The organism is Undibacterium sp. TC9W (assembly GCF_049339865.1).
Lineage (GTDB): Bacteria > Pseudomonadota > Gammaproteobacteria > Burkholderiales > Burkholderiaceae_D > Undibacterium.
Window position 1 is genome coordinate 111,331 of record NZ_JBMPPJ010000004.1, and the last position, 20,600, is coordinate 131,930.

The window sequence follows — 20,600 nt, forward strand, 5'->3', positions numbered from 1 at the left end:
TAGCCCTTCGTAGAAACAAGCCGGGTCTCGGCCCGGCAGCCGAAATTCTTTCTTTGCGTCGCCAAAGAAAGAATTCAAAGAAAGGCGACCCAGGCGTCGTCGCCCCTTCGGGGTACCCGTTTGTGCAGTACAAAAAATGGGAAATGCCCGAAACTCGCTTCGCTCAAACACGTTCATTTCTTGATCCATTTTCTGTACTGCACAAACGGCGTCGACACATGGGAACTGCGAAAAGTCAAAAGCAACGTCACGACGACCTCGATCCATATTTTTTTGATCATTGGTTCATTGATTGTCCTACTCCACCCCAACCTGCAAAGGCAACCGGACACTCACCGCCAGGCCGCCACCTTCACGATTGGCAAACCTTACTTCCGCATGCAGTTGTATCGCCAGTTGCGCCACGATCGCAAGTCCAAGGCCTGCGCCACCAGTATCTCGGTTGCGGGAAGATTCGAGTCGCACGAAAGGTTGCATGACGGCGTCCCATTGGTCTTCCGGAATACCTGGGCCTCTGTCCTGCACCGTGATAACAGCATGCTGTGTATCGCCAATTAAAATAAGTTCTACTTCGCCGCCAAACTTCAGGGCATTGTCGATGAGGTTGCCAAGCAGGCGGGACAGGGCCAGGGGGCGGGTTTGTATGATCTGGCTGCTATTGCCACGCAAGCTGACTTGCTGGCCGGTGTCGCAATAGTCCTGTGCAAGGCTACCAGCCAAAGCGTCGAGATTGATCTTGCTGCTGGCTTCCTGGTCGGCTTGCAGTTGATTTTGCACCTTGGCATAGGCCAGACCCTGTTCCACCAGTTTTTGCATGGCGTGCAGGTCGGCTTGCATTTTGTCCCTATGGGTATCGTCTTCCATGAGTTCGGTACGCAGGCGCAGGCGGGTAATGGGGGTTTGCAGGTCGTGGGTGATGGAGGCCAGGATTTGCATGCGTTCGGCCAGGTAAGTGTCTATACGTTCCTGCATATTCTGGAAGGCAGTCGCTGCACGGAATACTTCTCGTGGCGCGCGGGCAGGGAACTGTGGCCTGGCGCCTGGCTTGACCATCGCATCGGCAGCGTCGGCCAGCATGGCCAGTGGGCGCGTCGCTGTCCTGACGGCCAGCCAGGTTGCCAACATGATGATGGCAAGCTGTACGCAGAGTAGCGAGAACATGTTCCATTGTATGGTGTATGGCGTTGCAGCCAGGCGCACGGTGAGCGGCGCGCCATCGCTCAGGGCCAGATGCAACTGCAGGATTTTTTTATCGTTTTCAGTACGTACGCTGATCCTGATTTTTGCCGGATGCTCCAGATTATTTTTTATGGCCTCTATCGCCTCGTTGGCAATGTCCAGGTCGATGTTGTCCTTGGCATCAGCGGGGGCGGCCTGCAAAGTATATTCATAGTTATTGCGGGCAAGTTTGTCCAGCCAGGCCTGACGTTCGCTGACTGGCAGCCGGTCAAGAAATGAAATCGCATTGGCGACATCCTTGCCAACTGAGTAAACCATATGATTTTTCCTGACCTGCATCTTGTCCCATTGTGATGAGGCAAACGAGAGTGCATAGGCCATCAGCAGGGCACTGAGTAAAATCAGGCACAGGCGGCCAAACAGGGTGTGCGGCCAGTGCGGGCTTTCTATGATGTGCATCAGGCCTCCTCGGGTGCTGTGACCTGTGCGCAAAATACATAACCTTCACTGCGTACGGTTTTGATATAACGCGGCTCGCGCGCATCATCGCATAAATGCTGGCGCAGGCGGCTGACCAGCAAATCGATGGAGCGCTCGAACAGGTCGGCATCGCGCCCCTGTGTCAGGTTCAGCAACTGGTCACGGTTCAGCACGCGCTGCGGGTGTTCGACAAAGACTTGCAGCAAGCGATATTCGGCCCCGCTGAGTGTGACCATGACACCGTCTTTATCGAGCAGATGGCGTGCCAGGGTATCAAGTTGCCAGTCACCAAATTGCAGCCTGGCAGGTGGCTTTTGTTCGCGCAATTTAGGTGGCAGCATGCGTGTACGGCGCAAGACCGCCTTGATGCGTGCCAGCAACTCCCGTGCAGCGAAAGGTTTGGTCAGGTAATCATCGGCACCCATTTCCAGGCCAACGATGCGGTCTGTCTCTTCAGCGCGTGCTGTCAGAAAAAATATCGGAATGACTTTGTGCGGACCAGAGCGCAATTCACGGCACAGGCTCAAACCATCTTCACCCGGCATCATGATATCGAGCACGATGAGGTCGATGGCACTGCCTTCCAGCAGGGCGCGCATTTGCTTGCCGCCAGCAGCCGTGCTGACCTTGTTGCCATTCTTGCGCAGATACAGGGCAGTCAGTTCGCGTATTTCTGCATCATCATCAACGATGAGGATGTGATCCGGGGATTCTGTGTTTTCCATGTGTCGGGCTTTGTGCTCATCTATTCGCTACGCTCATAGGGCTTTATAGCTTAAATCGCGGCAGAGACAAAATCTTTTGTATCCCAATGTATCTGAGTGCTGTAGAAACATATGCAGATGCAAATATGGCATTTCCTGACATCTGCCAGATACCTTGCGCCTGTCTAATGACATGGCCGTGATGAATGACATCACTTCGACAACTCAAGGAGAACTGACATGAAAAAGCAAATGATCGTTATCAGCACTTTCGCCACTGTATTGATGAGTGCCTGGTCTGCCCAGGCGCAGCAGGCTGGATTGTCTGATTACTACCTGGCACCTGTGGAAGCTCAAATTCAGGCCAACAATCTTGCCAGTGGCAAGGCTGGCGCAGTCGTCGGTACCTGGCTCACGCAAAGTGGTAGTCTGGAAGTACAAATCAGTCACTGTGGTGAGGCTTTGTGCGGCAACGTCAGCAAGGTCAATGATGCGGCGAATTTGAGCAACATGACTGCGATGGGTAGTGCCGCAACGCCTGCATCCGCGGCGCCGGTATTGGGCAAGACCATAATGGAGGGCTTTACGCCAAACGGAGCTGCCGCCTGGTCAGGCAAGATTTTTAACCGCGCCGATGGCCAGACCTATGCTTGCCAGATGCGCATGCTGAGCCCGACTGAACTGGAAGTCACGGCCTACAAGGACAAGCCAGAAAATGGCCGTACCCAGGTGTGGACGCGCGTCTCCAACATCATCACGGCGCAAAAATAAAAATGGGAGCATCGTCTGATGCTCCCATTTCAGTTTTTAATATCTGTGCTGGCTTATGGCAGCAATTCAACTTCACCCGGCAATAGAGTATTGGCTGGCAATGCATCGAACTGTTTCAGACGCTGATAATAAGGCGTGAAATCCGGTGCCGTGCCATCAAACAACTGCTGGAAATTGTCGATGACAAAATAAGTTTCCTGGAAGCTGTCTATCTTGTACAGGGTTTGCAGGCAGCGTTCTATGTCAAGATGGATATGGCGTGAAGGCGTACCCGGTTTCAGGCAGTATTCGACTTCACCGCCTGATGACAGGATGCCCGCGCCATAGATGCGCAAACCCTTGTCCGTCTTGATCAGGCCAAACTCCACTGTGTACCAGTAAAGGCGGGCCAGAAAATCCAGACCACCGAGTTTCATCGCCTTCAAACCACCCTTGCCATACAACTGCATATAGTCAGCAAAGACCGGATTGAACAGCAGTGGTACGTGGCCGAAATAGTCGTGGAAAACGTCAGGTTCTACAATGTAATTGAACTCTTCAGGCTTGCGCAACCATACCGTGATGGGAAAGCGGCGGTTGGCCAGGTGCTCGAAGAAAGTCAGTTCAGGAATCAACCCGGGCACGGCCACAATGCGCCAGCCAGTAGCGGCAAACAATTCCTCTGAAGTGCGCTCAAATTTTGGTATGCCACTCGAGGCATCCATCTTGTGCAGTGCTTCTATGAACTCGTCGCAGGCACGGCCAGGCAAGAGTTCCATCTGGCGCTGATAAAGCTTGCGCCAAAGTGCGTGTTCTTCTTCTGTATAGGCAGCCCAGTCTTGTGCTACGACATAATGATCATCGGCTTTTTCATAGTTGCCGCGCAAGGCTGCGCCGTTGGATTTTTCGGCAACGGTGGCCAGAAAATCGTCGTTGCTGACGGTTGTGTCAGCAGTAGCGGGAGTAGCGATAGTATCCATATTTTTCAGTGAAAAAGGCCGGCATCAAGATGATAACCAGCCTCTTTCATATCTCCATTAGCTATTGACAAAAATCACGCAACAGTTTCGTCTTTGATGACGCCACGACGGATCTGATCGAGCTCAATAGATTCAAACAGGGCGCGGAAATTACCTTCACCAAAACCCTGGTCGCCCTTGCGCTGTATGATTTCAAAGAAGATAGGGCCGATAACTGTCGTCGTGAAAATCTGCAACAGCAATTCACGCGATGTTTCTGTGCTCTTGCCATCCACCAGAATACGCAGCTTGCGCAATTCTTCCAGGTTTTCGCCATGGCCAGGCAGGCGGCGATCTACCAGATCATAGTAAGTTTCTATCGTGTCCTGGAATACCACACCATTGGCTTTCATGCCGCCAACTGTGTCATAGATATTGTCTGTGCCCATGGCGATATGTTGCACGCCTTCGCCGTGGTACAGGTCCAGGTATTCAGCGATCTGGGATTTGTCATCCGAAGATTCGTTGATGGGAATACGGATTTTGCCGCAAGGAGAAGTCATGGCTTTGGACTTCAGGCCTGTGTGTTTGCCAGCGATATCGAAGTAACGGATTTCGCGGAAGTTGAACAGGGTTTCATAGAAATCTGCCCATTCCTTCATGCGGCCACGGTGTACATTGTGGGTCAGGTGGTCGATATAAGTCAGACCCTTGCCAACCGGGTTGGAATCCACACCAGGGATAGCTACAAAGTCAGCATCATAGATACTGATATTGCCGATGGCGCCTGCATCTGCACCATCTTTGCCATGCCAGCGATCGACGAAATAAATCAGGGAATCACCAATGCCTTTGATGGCAGGGATGTTCAATTCCATAGGGCCGGTTTTATTGTCGAAACCCCAGGCACCCAGTTCCAGTGCGCGCTTGTAGGCGGCATTGGCATCCTTGACGCGGAAAGCGAATGCGCAAACAGACTGACCATGTTTGCGGGCAAATTTTTGTGCGAAAGAATCAGGTTCTGCATTGATGATGAAATTCACACCGCCTTGGCGGAACAGGGTCACATCCTTGGTGCGATGTTTGGCTATCGCAGTAAAACCCATGGTGACAAACAAGTCGCCGAGTGCTTTTGGATCGGGTGCCGCGTACTCGATAAACTCAAAGCCATCGGTACCCATAGGGTTTTCCCAAGTTTGGAAAGTCATGCCTGTCTCCTCAGTGTGATCATCAGTGTTTGCTATATCCACCGCTTTTACGGCTGGTTTTGATATAGCTCAAGTTCTCAGTATAGTCTGCGAAACGCGCCATATAATTGCAAAATAACCCAATACTTGATTAATTTGAGCAATAATATTGCTTAAATTATTTGATATGGGGCAGATTATGCTTGAAATTGAATTGGACAAGATTGACCGCAAGATACTGGCGATTTTGCAGGCCGATGGCAGACTGACCAATCAGGAGGTGGCCGAACGCGTCAATCTCTCGCCCTCGCCCTGCCTGCGCCGCATCAAGCGCCTCGAAGACAGCGGTGTCATCCGCAAATATGTAGCCTTGCTGGAACCCGCCAAGATAGGCCTGGGTTTGCTCGCCTACGTCAATGTGCGCCTGGAAAAGCATAGTGATGCCCCTGGCAAGGGCGCATCACGCTCGCCGCGCGATGACTTCTCGGCCTCGGTAGGACAGTGGCCCGAGGTGGTGGCCTGTTATGCGATGACCGGGGAAATGGACTATCTCTTGCGCGTGCATGTGGAAGACATGAACCACTTTTCACGCTTCATGATGGAGACGCTGTTACGTCATCCTGCCGTGCTGGATGTAAAGTCCAGCTTTGCCTTGCAGCAGATTAAGGATACGACGGCATTGCCGGTGGTGGTTGGGGTATAAGGGCTAGGTGTTTGGATGAGTGTGATTGCAGCGACATCCTTAATATAGTTAGCCTTCAAATCGTCGCTCCTTAGCAGGCAGTAGGCTACCGGGCTGGCGCTCCAGCGGCGTTCGTTGCATTGCCGTACTTTGATTAAAGCGATTGCCCTTCGTGGATACAAGCCGGGTCTCGGCCCGGCAGCCGAAATTCTTTCTTTGCGTCGCCAAAGAAAGAATTCAAAGAAAGGCGACCCAGGCGTCGTCGCCCCCTGAAGGGGGTTCCCGTTTGTGCAGTACAAAAAATGGGAAGGCCCGAAACTCGCTACCCTTGCAGGGCGCACAATCGCTTGCAAGCGATTGCCGTTACGCAGGCGTGGTACATGCACCACGAAGCCCCTGCTACACCTCAAACAGCGGTCCTTCTTTTTCCATTTTCTGTACAGCACAAACGGCGCCGACACACGGGAACGGCAAAAGTCAAAAGCAACGTCAATGCGACTTGCACTCAGATTTTTTTGATATTAGTTACTCGACAATTGATGCACAGAGAAATCAAATTTTGCTTTTCTCCTGAATTTCTCTGTGACTCTGTGTCTCTGTGTTGAGAGGTCTTACGATCTGCAACCCAGTTTGAAAGCTTACTTCGATTTATCCCGTATCCCCGGCAAATGCCTCAGCCATTTTGCCGCAGCACGGGTATTCGCCTTGATGCTGTAATCTATCGCGGCGACCTGCTCCTGCATGGCTTCTTTGAGCATGCTGGCTGCGTCGGCTGGCATGAGCTTGAGGTAGGCGTCGGCTTCGCCATAGGCGCGGTGGATTTCCATGCCCGCCTTCTTGGCGATGTGTATCATGGTCTGGTTCGACGACAGGCAATGCATGTATAGGGTATCAACATCATCATTGCGGCAGTGGATGGCACCGCGTTCAAACAGCTTGGAGCCTATGCCCTTGCCGCGTGCATTACCTGAGACGGAGACGCCAAATTCTGCGACCTTGTCCTTGTCGGTGTGCTCATCGTCTTCACTGCGGGGAGCATAGGCGAGATGGCCAACCCCCACGATATTGAAGCTGTGACTGATGACGCCAAATACCTTGTCGCGGGAAAAGTCTATGCCATCGACATATTTTTCTACCATCGCGTCGGGCAGGTAGGTGCCAAAGCGTAGCAGGCGGTCACTTTCTTCGAGGCCGAGAAAGTGTTTCATGATGCGGTGCCGGTCTTTTTCTGACAATTCCTTGACAAAAATAGTGGGCTTGGAGGGCTTGTTGGAGGAGTCGAGCAAGTGTTTGGGATCTTCAGGAAACATATCAGACGCATTCATATCAGCTCCTTATGGGTAGCTTTTGTGCACTGCACAATGCATTGTAGATGATCTGCCCTGATTATTCCAGAAAAGCCCGGTTTTTGAGAATAAACCTTCTATTCCGTTCAGTGGAGCCGGAATGAAACCGGAATGAAGTCAGACGCTGGCCGGGCTTTTCATGTTTCTTATTTACCTACTTATTTATTTACTTATTTATCTGCTTATTCATGGCTTCCAGTGCAGCTATTCTGGCTGCCCGTATCGCTACCGGAATTTGTGCCGGGGTGCTGGTATGCAAACTGGCAATCTCGCCGCCATTGACTTGCTGTACAGCCTCCAGCGACTTGCTCAGGCTGGCTAGTGGTGCATATGGTTGTTCCGGCCGGGCATACAGGCAGGCTGCTGCATGCAATAGTTCGAGGAATCGCTGGGGTTTGCGGTAGGCATCGCAGCGTCCGAATAAATCGACGGTATCTGCCGCAGACAGGCTCGCTGCTTGCGCGATATGTATATGCTCACGTGCCAGCATGACGGCAAGATCACGGCATTCAGCCGGGACTTTGAGGCGCTGGCAGATGCCATCAACGAGCTTGCCTGGCAAATCATGCAAGAGCACGGCATAGCGCAGATGCAGGGCCAAATTTGCCTGGGCACCGGCATCGAGTAACTGCATGAGACGCTGCATTTGCGCTTCTGGCAAGGCATCAATTTCCGGCAACAAGCGCTGCAGTGCGCCGCAACTGCGCAAGACGTCGAACATGCGTGAAGGACGGGCTTCCATCAGGCCACGCGAAATTTCCTGCCACACCCGCTCAGCCACCAGCGCATCGACCTCACCGGCAGCGACCATGCTTTGCATCAGTGCTGTGGTTTCTTCTGCGACGCTAAAGTCTTGCGGTGGCATGGCAAAGCGGGCGGCAAAGCGGGCCAGACGCAGTATGCGTACCGGGTCTTCGCAAAATGCCATCGATACATGGCGGAATACGCGGTTTTTGATATCTTGCACGCCGCCATAAGGGTCGATGATATTGCCGTCATCATCCTGCGCCATCGCATTGATGCTGAGGTCGCGGCGTATCAGGTCCTGTTCCAGTGTGACTTCTGCATCGGTATGAAAGACAAAGCCCTTGTAACCCGCAGCCGTCTTGCGTTCAGTACGGGCCAGTGCGTATTCTTCATGGGTTTTGGGATGCAGAAATACCGGAAAGTCCTTGCCTACCGGCAGGTAACCCTGGGCCAGCATGTCTTCAGGAGTAGCACCGACGACGACGAAATCGCGGTCTTGCACCGGGAAGCCGAGCAAGGCATCGCGCACGGCGCCGCCTACGATGTATGTTTTCATCATGTCTTCATCGATGTCTTCATGCAGCTATTGCTTAATCGCCATGGCGATTGTCATGGCCAGGCATGTTTTCGGTTTCCATCAAGGCTTCTCTGACCCACAGGGTTACCGCCGGATGGGCAATGACGCGGTCAGCATAGGCTTGCAGCGCAGGGGCCAGCGACACGCCATAGGTGCGGAAACGCATGACGACCGGTGCGAAGTAGGCATCGGCAATCGAGAATGCGCCGAACAGGAATTCATGCGCACCATACAGGGCCAGGCAATCTTCCCAGATTTCGCAGATGCGGCCTATGTCAGCCTGTGAACCTATGGTACGGCCCTTGCCAAACAGGTCGGCACGGATATTCATGGGCATGTCAAAGCGCAGCGAAGAAAAACCGGAATGCATTTCGGCACAGATGCTGCGGGCGGTCGCTCTTGCGGCGACATCTTCCGGCCACAGGTTGAGTATGGAGAATTGCTCGGCCAGGTATTCGCAGATTGCCAGCGAATCCCAGATAGTGATTTCACCTGCCAGCAAGACAGGTACGCGGCCAGCGGCTGAATATTCGGCAATGCGGTTGGTGGTATCCGGCTGGTTCAGTATGATGCGTATTTCTTCAAACGGAATGCCAAAGGCCTTCATCAGCACCCATGGGCGCATGGACCAGGAGGAATAATTTTTATTGCCTATCACCAGTCGCAAACCGGCACGGTGCTGGTCCAGCAGGGCGGCCAGGGCGGGTTGCATTTCTGTATCTTGCATGATGTCTACACTTGAAAATTAAGGAAGATCAGGGTCGCCAGCAGTCATGCCCTTGGGCACGACGACGCCCAGGCGTGTCTTCAGTGATTGTGGTTTTTTCTCAAACAGGGCGGCGTAGTAAGTCGCATTCGACAAGACGTTTTTGACATAGCCACGGGTTTCATTGAAGGGAATAGTCTCGGCGAAAATTGCCCCCTCCACCGGCTTGCTGAGCTTGGAACGCCAGGCACGCGGGCGGCCAGGGCCTGCATTATAAGCAGCTGACGCCAGTGCTTGCGAGCCACCTAGGTCAGTCAGGACCATGTTCAGGTAATTTGTGCCGAGGGCGATATTGGTTTCCACATCATTGACCTGGTTGGGCACAAAGTTACCCAGACCAATTTTCTTGGCAACATAACGCGCTGTCGCTGGCATCAGTTGCATGAGACCAGAGGCACCCACATGGGACTTGGCATTCATGATGAAGCGTGATTCCTGGCGTATCAAGCCATACACCCAGGCCATGTCCATACCGAGTGCCTGGGTAGTCTTGTACATGCTGTCATTGAACGGGGTAGGGTAGCGCTGGCTGAAATCCAGTTCACCCTTGGTACGGTCCGAAGTATTCACCATGCGGTCGAGCAAATTGTTTTGTCTTGCCAGTTCCGCCGCCGCCAGATGCTGGCGTTCGCTCATCTTGCGCAATTCCCAATTCCACTCACGCGTGCCTTCAAAGCGCAAATTCATGGCATAAAATCTCAAGGCTCTTTGCAGGTTGGGATTTTTTTCCATCGGTGCCAGTTCTTCTGGTGTCACAGGCTTGACTGTGGCGGGCAAACCGATTTTCTGACCCTGCTCTTCGAGCGCAAGCTGCCCGTAAAAATGGAGTTGATCTGCGATGCTGGCAAACTGTTGACGTGCTTCTTCATTCTTGCCTTCTGCCTTCAGGGCGCGGCCATACCAATAGACCCAGGTTGGTTCACTCCTGAGGCTGGCAGGCATGGCGGTGATGCTGGATTTCACCAGTTTCCAGTCCAGTTCACGCAAGGCAGTGCGGGTGCGCCATTGATAGGCTTCCAGCGTCAGCGGTGCGCCTTCGCTTTTTTGCCAGTAGCCTAAAGCTTCTGGCTCCAGCTTCAGTGCAGCTTGCATGGCGATTTGCGCCCAACCCAGGGCTTTTTCATTGTCAGTGAACAGGGCCGTATGACGGCTGAGGGTGGCTGCAGCCTGCTCGTGATCAGTTTTGGCAAGGCGGCCAAGGGCAATCAGGTAAAGCTCATGTGCTGCATGGCCGGCATCCGGTGCTTTTTTCAACAGGCCGGCAGGTTTGTCGATGACTTCTGCGACTTGTTTTTCTGGTAGATTAAGTAACTTGCCTATACGTTGCGCCAGGGGGATGGCACCGTTTTCTGCCGCCATGCGCATTTGCGCCCATAAATCGTACTGGTTGAATTGCCCGTTAGCAGACAGATAAGTCACCAGCGCATAACAGCCTTCGCCATAGTCACGCGGACTATTGAGCAAATTGCGTGCTTCTGTTGCCACTTTTTGCTGTTTGTTTGCCTTCGATAACAGGGAATAGCAGCGCAGCTGATTATCATCGGCAACTACAAATTGCGGATATTGCTGATCAAACAAGTCCCACTCACCACGCCTGCCCAACATGAGCAGCCAGTCATTACGCAGGCGATCAGCGATGGCACTGCCTTCATACTTGCTAATAAATTCACGGAATTCACTATTGCTGGTTTTTACCAGACGCGAGCGTATGCGGTAATAATCGATGTAGGAAGGAATGTCATAATTCTTCAGCGCCGCCGCATATTGCTCGACGCTGGCAGCGTCATCATGCATGGAGGCATCGCGCAGCGCCATGAAACGGTCATCATCATTGGCAATCAGGCTCCTCTTCGCTGGCGTTGCATAGGCGAAAGGACTTGTTGCAAAACCTGCTAAGATCATCAGGCCAAGACTAGCTAAACTTTTTTTCACAGACATCTTTTGACAGTTTGAGATTACATTTCTGACAGTATGACACAGCCCAAGAATAGCGCACACAAACTCAGCATTGAAACAGCGCAAAGTCGCTCCGAATTGCGCAAGCTCCTGCGTAAAAAACGCCAGGAGATCACGGCAGAACAAAAGCAGGTGCTGGATGCAGAGATAGGAAGGCAATTACTTGCATGGTGTCAGCAAAACCGGTCAGCCAGCCTGGGCGTATATTGGCCGATACAGGCGGAACCGGATTTGCGTACTTACTATCGAGAATTACAGGCCAGTGGCTTGCGCCTGGCCTTGCCACTGGTGACGGGCAAGGACATGGCTTTGAGTTTTCTTGACTGGCAAGCCGGAGATGCCATGGCGATCGATAGTTATGGCCTCACCATTCCTGCCCATGGCAGGCTGGTCAGCCAGCCGCCTGTCCTGATCATTCCCTGTCTGGGCTGGAATGCAGCAGGCTATCGCCTGGGTTATGGCGGCGGCTTTTATGACCGTACTCTGGCCTCCAGCCCACGCCCTGTGGCGATAGGGATTGCCTATGCCTGCACCGAGGCTGAATTTGCCTCAGAGCCGCATGATATTGCGATGGATTTCATCATCAGGGCTTAGGCCCCGTATTCAGTTCTATTTTCAGTTTTATTTTCAGTTTTATTTCTCACACCAGGTTTGCCACATGGAACGGTAAGCTGCTTCCACCTTGCGGCAAAAGCCGGTTTCATCCATGAGCCTGCTGTTTTGCATCTGGCTGCGCTGGCTCATGCGGAGGGTGCTCAGGTAATCTGGGTTCGATGCCAGGCTGACGACTTTTTCTACATATTCATCTTCTGTGCGGGCTATCCATTCTGGCCGCCCCAGTCCTTCCAGTATGCTGGCCCCTATGCCACCAACACCTGGCCTACCCAGCAGGCTTACAAAAGGCACACCCATATACAGGGTTTCAAACAGAGTCGTGCCAGAATTATGCGGGAAGCAATCCAGGCCTATATCCATGCCCCTGAGCACATCCCATGGCGGGCTATGTACACCAATTTGCAGACGGCTCGTGTCTATGCCCAGGGCAACAAATTTGTCTTCCATGGCCTTGCGCGTGGCCGCATCGCTGAAGTTGCTACTGTCTATCACCAGCCTGGCGTTTTCCAGTCGTTGCAATATTTTTGCCCAGGTACTTATGACTTTATGGTTGATGCGCACTGCGCGGCTTAAGGTGCCCAGCGTGATATAGCCATTCTTGAGGGCTGGCAGACTGGAGACTGCGCCCATGCCTTCCTTGGGTCTGTAGGCAAACACCGGGCTATCGACACGCCAGATTTTTTCAGCAAACAGCGCTTCCGTCCGGTAAGGGGCGGTAGATGAATCTGCCAGGAAATAATCGATAGCCTGCAAGCCGGTCGTGTACCCAAAGCCTAGCCAGGACAGGGATACCGGCGCAGGTTTGCGGGCAAATACGCGCAGGCGGTTATTGCTGGTATGCCCGGCCAGATCTATCAGGATATCGATGCCATCTGCACGGATTCGGTCTGCCAGTGCGTCATCATTTAAATTTGTCGTAGGTATCCAATGATCGGCGTAGCTGCGATAGCGCTCTGACACTGCATCTTCAGTCAGCAATTCAGAATAGGCATAAACTTCAAACTGGTTTTTGTCATGATGCGCCATCAGCGGTTCAAGGAAATGCTGTACCGGGTGGCGGCGCAAGTCTGGTGAAACATAGCCTATCTTCAGACGGCGCTCAGTGGTCTTGTTATTCGCATGGGGTCGCTGCAACTGATACAGCGGTGCGGCAAAGCGCTGTTCATATTCACGGTAAGCGGCAAAAATATCTTCTGCACTCAGGTCTGGGTGATAGTTCAGGGCAAACAGCAAATTGCCATAGGCTTCAGAAAAATTCGGGCGGTATTCCAGTGCCTGGCGATAGGCATTTACTGCTTCGGGAATCATGCCCTGGTCATCAAACAGGGCACCCAGGCTATTGTAGGCATCGGCAAAATCCGGCTTGAGTTTGATCGCCTGCTCAAAGCACTGGTGCGCTGCTGTCTGACGGCTGAAGTGCATGTGCAGCTTGCCATAATCGTGCAGGGCGTTAAAGGAATTGGGATTGAGTTTCAGTGCCTGTTGAAAACTGGCTTCGGCTTCGGCATAGCGATTTTGCTGGTATAGCAAACTTCCCAGGTTGCCGTGGTGGTCTGCATTGCCCGGTTCCAGCGTCAGTGCCTTGCGATAATTTGTTTCTGCCTGTGCAAACTTTCCGCTGCCGCTGTAAATGTGCGCAAGATTGCTCAAGGCTATGCTGAAGCAGGGATTGCATTCCAGGCAGCGCTCATAACTGGCTTGCGCCTCTTTCAATTTACCTTGCTCTTGCAAGACGACACCAAGATTACAGTACGCTTCGGTAAAGTCGGGCTTGAGTTGTACTGCCTGCTGATAATGCTGTAAGGCTTCATCAACCAGGCCTTGTTCCTTGAGTACGACGGCCAGGTTGTAGTGATGAATTGGCTCTGCCGGTGCCTGCTTCAGCATCTGCTTATAAATATTGGCAGCATCAGCAAAACGCCTTTGTTGCATGTACAGATTCAGCAAGCTGTCACGCGCATTGGTATTCTCAGGCTGGCGCTGGTAGAGATTCTTGAGCAGGGTCTCTGCATCAGCCTGCCTGCCTTGCTGCTGGTACAGATTGATCAGGAATAAATCTGCATTGAACAATTCAGGTTGCGCAGCAATCGCCTTTTGGAAACGGGATTCTGCCTCTGCCATGCGGCCCTGGCTGGCAAGTATCATGCCGAGGTTGCAATAGGCGTAGTAATGTTGTGGTTCCAGTTTCAGCAGCTCTTCATAGTGATGGATGGCTCCGCTAAAATGGTCGCGCTGCTGGAAAAGTATGCCGAGGTTGAAATGCGCATGCGTCATTTGGGGATTGATTTCCAGTGCGCGCAGATAAGCCTGCTCAGCCTCAGGATTTTTTCCCAGCAATGACAGGCTGACCGCAAGATTGAAATGAGCAATCGTATTACCAGGATCTTTTGCAATGACGTGCTGGTAACACGGTATCGCCTCGGCAGAGCGTGACTGCCCATCCAGGGTCAAGCCCAGATTGGTCCAGGTTTCCAGCGATTCTGGCCTGGCCTTTAACACCAGGCGATACACTGCTTCCGCCTCTGGCAACAGCATTTTTTCATACAACTTGTCAGCCAGGATATCGGCGGGCAGGTTTTCTGCCGGGTCCAGGGCCAGTTTTTGGTAGGCAACGATTAGCGCATTCTGGTCGCCCTCAACCATGGTGACGACTGTTGATGCAGCAGGCGCAGCCTGTTCTGTCGGAGATGTTGGCGCAGGTGCCTGAGCATGTTGCTCAACTGCGGTTTCTACAGATCGTTGCTGGGAAGTTTCTGTTGACTTTGAAAAAGTGTTTTTAAGCCATTTCAACATGGGAGCTGGTCATCTGGTTGGTCTCAAGTTCAGGTATTTTAACCAGTAATCAGGCTTACTGGCGGCAAATCGACTTCAGCAAATGACAAGCTCCCGGACAACTCAGCGAATAATATCCGGATTCAAGACTTCTTCATCTACACGTGGCGTCTGTCCACGCAGCACGGAATTGCCGCTATACAGGGTACGCTGGTCTATCTTGGCAGGCTGGCACCAGTGAACTTCCTGCATCTCCTGGTTCAGCCCATAGACAGACAAGGCATTGGCATACACGACCTGATGTATCACCTCGGCAGAAATTCCCCGGCTGGCCATCAGGCGCGCTGATTTGGGTACCGCCAGCGGGTCAGACACGCCCCAGTCACAGGCCGAATTAACGATGATGCGCTCAGGGCCATATTGATTGACGATGTCAGCCAGCCTTTCATTACCCATCTTGGTGGACGGATAGATCGTGAAGGCGCACCAGTAACCACGGTCCAGTACCTCTTGCACGGTTTCTTCATTATTGTGGTCGATGACGCAGCGCGCCGGGTCGAAGCCGCATTCTTCCAGCACATCCATGGTGCGGGTGGTACCGCGTTTTTTGTCGCGGTGCGGCGTGTGTATCATGATGGGCAGTTCAAATTCTATTGCCATGGCGATCTGCGCCCGCAGGGCCTTGTCTTCGAGTTCGGTTTGCTCGTCGTAGCCAATTTCACCAAGTGCGACCACACCTTCCTTGCCTAGGTAGCGTGGCATGATATCGAGCACCGCTTCTGCCAGTGCCGGGTTATTTGCCTCTTTGGGGTTGAGACCTATCGCACAATAATGGCGTATGCCAAACTGCCCGGCGCGAAAACGCTCAAAGCCGGTGATGGTAGAAAAATAATCGATGAAACTGCCGACATTGGTACGCAATTGCCCTAGCCAGAACGCCGGTTCTATAACGGCGACAATGCCGGCCTTGGCCATGGCTTCATAGTCATCGGTAGTGCGGGCGATCATGTGGGCATGCGGGTCTATCATCATGCCATTGCCGCCGCTAGGCAATTGACGGAAGGCTGCCTGGCCCTGTTGCAATTGGCCAGCCTGGGCCAGCAGGTTTTGCAGCATCTGCGGCGTGATCGTGCCATTGCAGCAGGGGCAGGTGACGGCACGGTCAGAAAACATTTCATCGACTATCGTGCTGTCGGCGACGAAGTTGCCAGGGTACTTATCTTGGGGGGTGCCATTCTCGTTCATTTGCCTGCTCCTGAGTGTGCATCTTTAAACATGATTTTCAAGGCGATGTCCTTGATATCTGTCGCGTGGACTTCGTTCACGCCATCGGCCTTTGCCTGATCCAGTATCAGCAAGGGGCCATCGGCTACATCATCCACCGGCCTGCCGTGCGAACCCTTGACCAGGCTGGCATCGAGGCCGATGACATTCATGAGGCTGCGCAAACCCAGCAGGCGCTTGCCCAGCCGCCATGCAACGGCGAGTTTGGGGAAACGGATATTTTTATCGACAAATAATTCAGCCGGGTCATAGCCGGGTTTGCGGTGTATGTCTACCGTGCGCGCAAAGTCAGGCGCCAGCGCATCATCTTGCCAGTAATAGTAGGTGAACCATGAGCGCTGATCTGCCATGACGACCAGTTCACCAGAGCGAGGGTGATCCAACCCTATTTCTGTCCGCTCGCTACCTGCCCAGATACCTTCTACACCAGCGACCCCGGCCAGCAGCCTGCGCACCGGCGCAATCAGTTCTGGCCTGGAGATATACACGTGGGCAAACTGGTGGTCAGCCACCGCATAGGCGCTGGAGGCAATCGGGTCCAGCAGTTCTGCACCATCTTCCTGGCGTACTACCAGATAACCGGCTTCACGCAGTATGCGGTTCAGGTGCACCGGGCGATTGACCGCCGTGATGCCATATTCAGACAGTATCATGACACGACGCCCGGCCTGTTGTGCATGGGCGATCAGGTCTCCGGCCACTTCGTCTATATTACGCAGCGATTGCTGTACCGCCTGGCTTGCCAGGTCTGGCCCATGTCTCTGCAAGTCATAATCAAGGTGGGGCAGATAGACCATGGTCAGGGTGGGATTTTTTTCCGTGATCGCCAGCTTGGCGGCATCAGCTATCCAGCGGCTGGACTTGATCGTGGTGGCCGGCCCCCAGAACTGGAACAGCGGGAAGGCACCGAGTTTTTGGCTCAGCTCATCGCGCCATTCTGGTGGCGTTGTATAACAGTCGGGCAGCTTGCGGCCATCGGCCTTGTAGATAGGCCGGGGCGTAATGCCATAGTCATGGCTGGAGGCCATGTTGTACCACCAGAACAGGTTTGCGCAAGTGAACCTGGGGTCGCGCGCCTTGCCTGCTTCCCAGATTTTTTCTCCGGTGATGAGCTTGTTTGATTGCCGCCAGAACCAGATTTCTGCCAGATCTCGGAATAACCAGCCATTCCCGACTATGCCATGTTGTTGTGGTGGCAACCCCGTCATCATGCTGGCCTGTACGGTACAGGTGACTGCTGGTGTCACGGTTTGCAGGGGCAGCAGCCTGCCCTGTTCAACAAAAGCCTTTAGCCTTGGTGTGTAGGTTCCAATCAGGCGAGGTGTCAGTCCAACGATATTCAGTATCAACAGGGTTTGGGCTTGCATGGCAAATCTTTGTTCATTGGCTATGTGGCTGGGTCGGCTGAGTTGGGCAGGTTTGGTAAGCATGAAACGGGTTTGCGCTGCAAAGCCTGCCCTTGTCTTGCTCCTTGCTGGTCCCTCTTGTTGCCTGATTATTATCTTATCTATCGTTTACTGCAATATGCTTTATGTAAAAAATGTTTCTTTTTGAATAATTTCGAAATGTCATCATAATTCAACATTTGTTTGCAAATATTCATTGATTATTTTGCATTAATGTTTCAATATTTGTAATTGTGTGCTGCCTGTTCAGGCTGGCACAGCGGTTGTCTGCGAGCATTAGCGGAACGCCCTCAGTATCACTATCAGGCGTCACCATTATCGCCAAGACAAACCCGGCAAACCCAGGTAAGCCCGTCAATTCACTTGATATCTACCCCAGGAGTCACCATGAGTTATCTAAGCCTTCCCCGTCTGGTTTTTGCCGGGCAGTTTCAAGCGGATGTATCCACGGTCAATAATGACCCTGAACATTTCAATACAGCGCGTTTCCGTTCGAACTACCAGATGCCGGGGCCAGGTGCCAGCAATGGCTGGTGGAACCCGAATGGCACTGGCTCGTGGCGTTTCCGTCAGTGCGTAGTGACCAGCGTGGTGTATAAGGATGGCAGCACTTGCAGCGACCCCAGTCTTGATCCCATCATCGGCCTGGCAGTGAATGGCACCGACAGCAGGGTAGAAGGCAAGCTGGTTGATCTCGATAGTGAACAGCAGATGGTGTCTCAGATCTGGGGTTTTTCGGTCAATCTTGGCAGCGAGGCTTCCGGCATGGGTTTCCGTAGCCGTTTTGCGGTCGCGCCGTTTGCGGACATCTGGGTCAATTACCCGCCAGGTGAGCCAGATTCATTCTTTTGCGCTTATTACCAGTCAGTGCTGGAACAGATCAGCATCACCGGGGCCGGACCTTCGCGCTTCTTGCAAGAGTTGTTGGCCGAGAATAAAACGCCAGACAATTTCAGTATCAAGTTCAATGTCGATAGTTTTGACGACACCATGTCTTCGCCCAATTTCACCTTTGGCCGTGTGGTCGGCAGCATAGGCTTGCATGATGCGTGTGAGCCCCGGCATTTCGTGCCTGGCCGCCGCCTGTGGGCAGTGCCAGGGCAAACAGCCAATGACGCCATCGGGCAAATTGTCGGCAATGTGCTGACACTGGATTTGGGTAATAGCCTGCCTATCGCAGAACTGGGCGGTGCCCGTGCAGATTCTGGCAGCCTGACTATAGCCTTGCTGCCGAATGATGGCCCGCCGCAATTGCTGGCGGAAGTCAATTACCAAGGGCAGCACTGGTATGAAAGCACGGCAGGCATAGTCTCCATTCCCTTGAGCAGCACCCAGCTCGCCGCTGCCGGTAATACCCCGCTGGGCCTCGTCAAAAACGCTACCCAACCCCTGCTGGCAGAAGCACCGAATGGTCAATGGGTGAGGGCAGACAATTTCGTCTTCAGGTTTAATCCACCTGAAAACACCAGCGTGCATTTTTATGCAAGCAGCTTCGGGCAGCCATTGGCTAATACCCAGATCAGTCTCGGCTATGATCCGTCTGCGATGCAAGGCCAGGTTACCCAGGGGCCGGTATCGGGCCCACAACAAGTCGGCACACCTACCGAAGCACTGGCTTTCCAGACCAGCATTACCACGGGCAGCGATGGCCGGGCAGAATTGACACTGAAAGCGACAGACCCCGGTAATCCACGCGGCTATATTGATGGCCAGGTGTATTGCGTGACCTACCAGATAGGAAGTGCGCCACCGCCGCTGGGCAGCGTGGGTAATGGCGCACTGACGCTGAATGCCCTGGTCTTCAGCGGCTACACGATACCTGACAAACCAGACTGGATGTGTGATGTGCGGCCCATCTTCCAGCAATATGCCGACCTCTATCCCATCATGCACAAGATCGTCGATCTGTCGAATTATGCGAGTCTGACGAACAAGATTTATGCGCTCAAGAATGTGTTCAAGGCTCCGGTATCCGACCCCAATTACATGCCAGTGACACGCGACCTTTCTACCAAAAAGCGCGAGATGCTGTTGAAGTGGCTGGAAAGCCCGCTCTACATGGAACTCGATTCTGTTCCTGATCTGCACCGCGCCCTGCAACAGGCGATAGAACTTGAGCATGCAACCATACCACCGTATTTGACTGCGCTCTACAGTATCAAGCCAAATGCCAATATCGAGGTGGCGCAACTGATACGCAGCGTGGTCATGGAAGAGATGTTGCACATGGCACTGGTATCAAATCTCTTCATCTCCATAGGTGGCCAGCCCTGCTTCAACCGCCCCAAATTCGTCCCTGTCTATCCTGGCTCCTTGCCGGGTGGTTTAAGAGCAGACCTGAATGTACGCCTGCGCAAATGCTCGATAGACCAGTTGCGTGCCTTCATGTCCATAGAGCAACCAGAAAAAACCATAGAGCCCGTGCATTATCGCGCCAAGAGAGGTGATCCTGTTGATACCTCTAAATACACCATAGGCTGGTTCTACGATGAAATCAAACAAGCCCTGACGGATCTCAGCAATGCCGGGCAGATCAGTTTTGGCAATGCAGAGAAACAGGTCACGGAATGGCATGGCACCGGCAAACTGTTCGCCATCACATCGCTGGCGGATGCCTGCCGTGCGATCGATGAAATCAAGCGCCAGGGCGAGGGGGCAAGTGCACGTCATCCCGGTGATGGCGATGGTGAGTTGTCGCACTATTACAAATATGCAGAGATCGTCAATGGTCATCGCCTTGTAAAGAGCGAACATGGCTTTGCCTATAGTGGCGAAAAAATCCCGTTTGACCCTGATGGTGTCTGGCCGATGATGGATGACCCTAATCTGGCGGTTTATCCCAAGGGTTCACGCGCCCGCATCTTGCAGGAGCAGTTTGCCAGTACTTATCAGGCACTGCTGAATGGCTTGCACATCGCCTTCAATGGGGAGCCGGACAAGCTGGGCCAGGCAGTTGGCCTGATGTTCTCGCTGGGTTTGGCAGCGCAGCAATTGATGGAGACGCCTTCTGGTTTGAACGATGGCACGACAGCAGGGCCGAGCTTCCAGCTCCCTTTTCCTGAGTGAATGAGCCCTTGTGTTTCCTCCAGACAGTGTTGCCAATATTGTCGATGTTGTTTGGAGGGATTGATAAATTTGCAAATAAATGCATATCAGTTTTATAATCAATTACAGCATGATGGTGAACTGG

Annotated in this window: 15 protein-coding genes; 4 read left to right on the plus strand and 11 right to left on the minus strand. The window is 53.0% G+C overall.

All coding sequences use genetic code 11. The features are described from left to right. Window positions 1–297: 297 nt before the first annotated feature. Both ACO0LN_RS06465 and ACO0LN_RS06470 read right to left on the minus strand, forming a co-directional pair. The gene (locus tag ACO0LN_RS06465; protein ID WP_422972064.1) at window positions 298–1,638 is read right to left on the minus strand and encodes a sensor histidine kinase; all 1,341 of its coding nucleotides are present in this window, start codon (window positions 1,636–1,638) and stop codon (window positions 298–300) included. Beyond that, on the minus strand, window positions 1,638–2,384 hold the full coding sequence (locus tag ACO0LN_RS06470; RefSeq protein WP_422972066.1) for a response regulator: 747 nt from the start codon (window positions 2,382–2,384) through the stop codon (window positions 1,638–1,640). The genes ACO0LN_RS06465 and ACO0LN_RS06470 overlap by 1 nt, the downstream gene beginning before the upstream one ends. Before the next feature lie 219 nt (window positions 2,385–2,603). Here ACO0LN_RS06470 and ACO0LN_RS06475 point away from each other — a divergent pair, with 219 nt between their 5' ends. Beyond that, complete coding sequence (locus ACO0LN_RS06475; protein WP_422972068.1) at window positions 2,604–3,134, plus strand: DUF2147 domain-containing protein; 531 nt, start codon at window positions 2,604–2,606, stop codon at window positions 3,132–3,134. Between the two features lie 53 nt (window positions 3,135–3,187). Here the strand turns inward: ACO0LN_RS06475 and phhA are convergent, their stop codons facing one another. Both phhA and hppD read right to left on the minus strand, forming a co-directional pair. Beyond that, window positions 3,188–4,093: a phenylalanine 4-monooxygenase gene (gene phhA / locus ACO0LN_RS06480; protein ID WP_422972070.1), complete on the minus strand. Its 906-nt coding sequence runs from the start codon at window positions 4,091–4,093 to the stop codon at window positions 3,188–3,190. 74 nt (window positions 4,094–4,167) lie between these two features. Continuing rightward, window positions 4,168–5,280 carry a 4-hydroxyphenylpyruvate dioxygenase gene (hppD, locus tag ACO0LN_RS06485; protein WP_422972072.1) on the minus strand — a complete coding sequence of 371 codons (1,113 nt, stop codon included), beginning with the start codon at window positions 5,278–5,280 and terminating at the stop codon, window positions 4,168–4,170. A gap of 178 nt (window positions 5,281–5,458) precedes the next feature. On the opposite strand from hppD, the gene ACO0LN_RS06490 reads away from it, so the two are divergent. Continuing rightward, on the plus strand, window positions 5,459–5,962 hold the full coding sequence (locus ACO0LN_RS06490) for an Lrp/AsnC family transcriptional regulator (protein ID WP_422972074.1): 504 nt from the start codon (window positions 5,459–5,461) through the stop codon (window positions 5,960–5,962). A 617-nt stretch (window positions 5,963–6,579) separates the two neighbouring features. On the opposite strand, the gene ACO0LN_RS06495 is transcribed toward ACO0LN_RS06490, so the two are convergent. The 4 genes from ACO0LN_RS06495 to ACO0LN_RS06510 all read right to left on the minus strand — a co-directional run bounded on the left by ACO0LN_RS06495 (window position 6,580) and on the right by ACO0LN_RS06510 (window position 11,315). Further along, window positions 6,580–7,266 carry a GNAT family N-acetyltransferase gene (locus tag ACO0LN_RS06495; protein ID WP_422972076.1) on the minus strand — a complete coding sequence of 229 codons (687 nt, stop codon included), beginning with the start codon at window positions 7,264–7,266 and terminating at the stop codon, window positions 6,580–6,582. 187 nt (window positions 7,267–7,453) lie between these two features. After that, entirely contained in the window at window positions 7,454–8,590 is a 1,137-nt protein-coding gene (gene cca, locus ACO0LN_RS06500) for a multifunctional CCA tRNA nucleotidyl transferase/2'3'-cyclic phosphodiesterase/2'nucleotidase/phosphatase (RefSeq protein WP_422972078.1), read from the minus strand. A 34-nt stretch (window positions 8,591–8,624) separates the two neighbouring features. Further along, window positions 8,625–9,338, minus strand: a complete 714-nt coding sequence (locus ACO0LN_RS06505) for a glutathione S-transferase family protein (protein ID WP_422972080.1) — start codon at window positions 9,336–9,338, stop codon at window positions 8,625–8,627. A gap of 18 nt (window positions 9,339–9,356) precedes the next feature. Further along, window positions 9,357–11,315, minus strand: a complete 1,959-nt coding sequence (locus ACO0LN_RS06510) for a transglycosylase SLT domain-containing protein (RefSeq protein ID WP_422972082.1) — start codon at window positions 11,313–11,315, stop codon at window positions 9,357–9,359. A gap of 33 nt (window positions 11,316–11,348) precedes the next feature. On the opposite strand from ACO0LN_RS06510, the gene ACO0LN_RS06515 reads away from it, so the two are divergent. Further along, window positions 11,349–11,927, plus strand: coding sequence for a 5-formyltetrahydrofolate cyclo-ligase (locus ACO0LN_RS06515; RefSeq protein WP_422972084.1), 579 nt, complete (start codon window positions 11,349–11,351; stop codon window positions 11,925–11,927). A gap of 39 nt (window positions 11,928–11,966) precedes the next feature. On the opposite strand, the gene ACO0LN_RS06520 is transcribed toward ACO0LN_RS06515, so the two are convergent. The 3 genes from ACO0LN_RS06520 to ACO0LN_RS06530 all read right to left on the minus strand — a co-directional run bounded on the left by ACO0LN_RS06520 (window position 11,967) and on the right by ACO0LN_RS06530 (window position 17,434). Beyond that, on the minus strand, window positions 11,967–14,741 hold the full coding sequence (locus ACO0LN_RS06520; protein WP_422972086.1) for a tetratricopeptide repeat protein: 2,775 nt from the start codon (window positions 14,739–14,741) through the stop codon (window positions 11,967–11,969). Window positions 14,742–14,843: 102 nt separating this feature from the next. After that, on the minus strand, window positions 14,844–15,965 hold the full coding sequence (locus tag ACO0LN_RS06525) for a TatD family hydrolase (protein ID WP_422972088.1): 1,122 nt from the start codon (window positions 15,963–15,965) through the stop codon (window positions 14,844–14,846). Continuing rightward, complete coding sequence (locus ACO0LN_RS06530) at window positions 15,962–17,434, minus strand: nucleotide pyrophosphatase/phosphodiesterase family protein (protein WP_422972090.1); 1,473 nt, start codon at window positions 17,432–17,434, stop codon at window positions 15,962–15,964. The genes ACO0LN_RS06525 and ACO0LN_RS06530 overlap by 4 nt, the downstream gene beginning before the upstream one ends. A gap of 363 nt (window positions 17,435–17,797) precedes the next feature. On the opposite strand from ACO0LN_RS06530, the gene ACO0LN_RS06535 reads away from it, so the two are divergent. Beyond that, the gene (locus ACO0LN_RS06535; RefSeq protein WP_422972092.1) at window positions 17,798–20,476 is read left to right on the plus strand and encodes a ferritin-like domain-containing protein; all 2,679 of its coding nucleotides are present in this window, start codon (window positions 17,798–17,800) and stop codon (window positions 20,474–20,476) included. The last annotated feature ends 124 nt before the right edge of the window (window positions 20,477–20,600 follow it).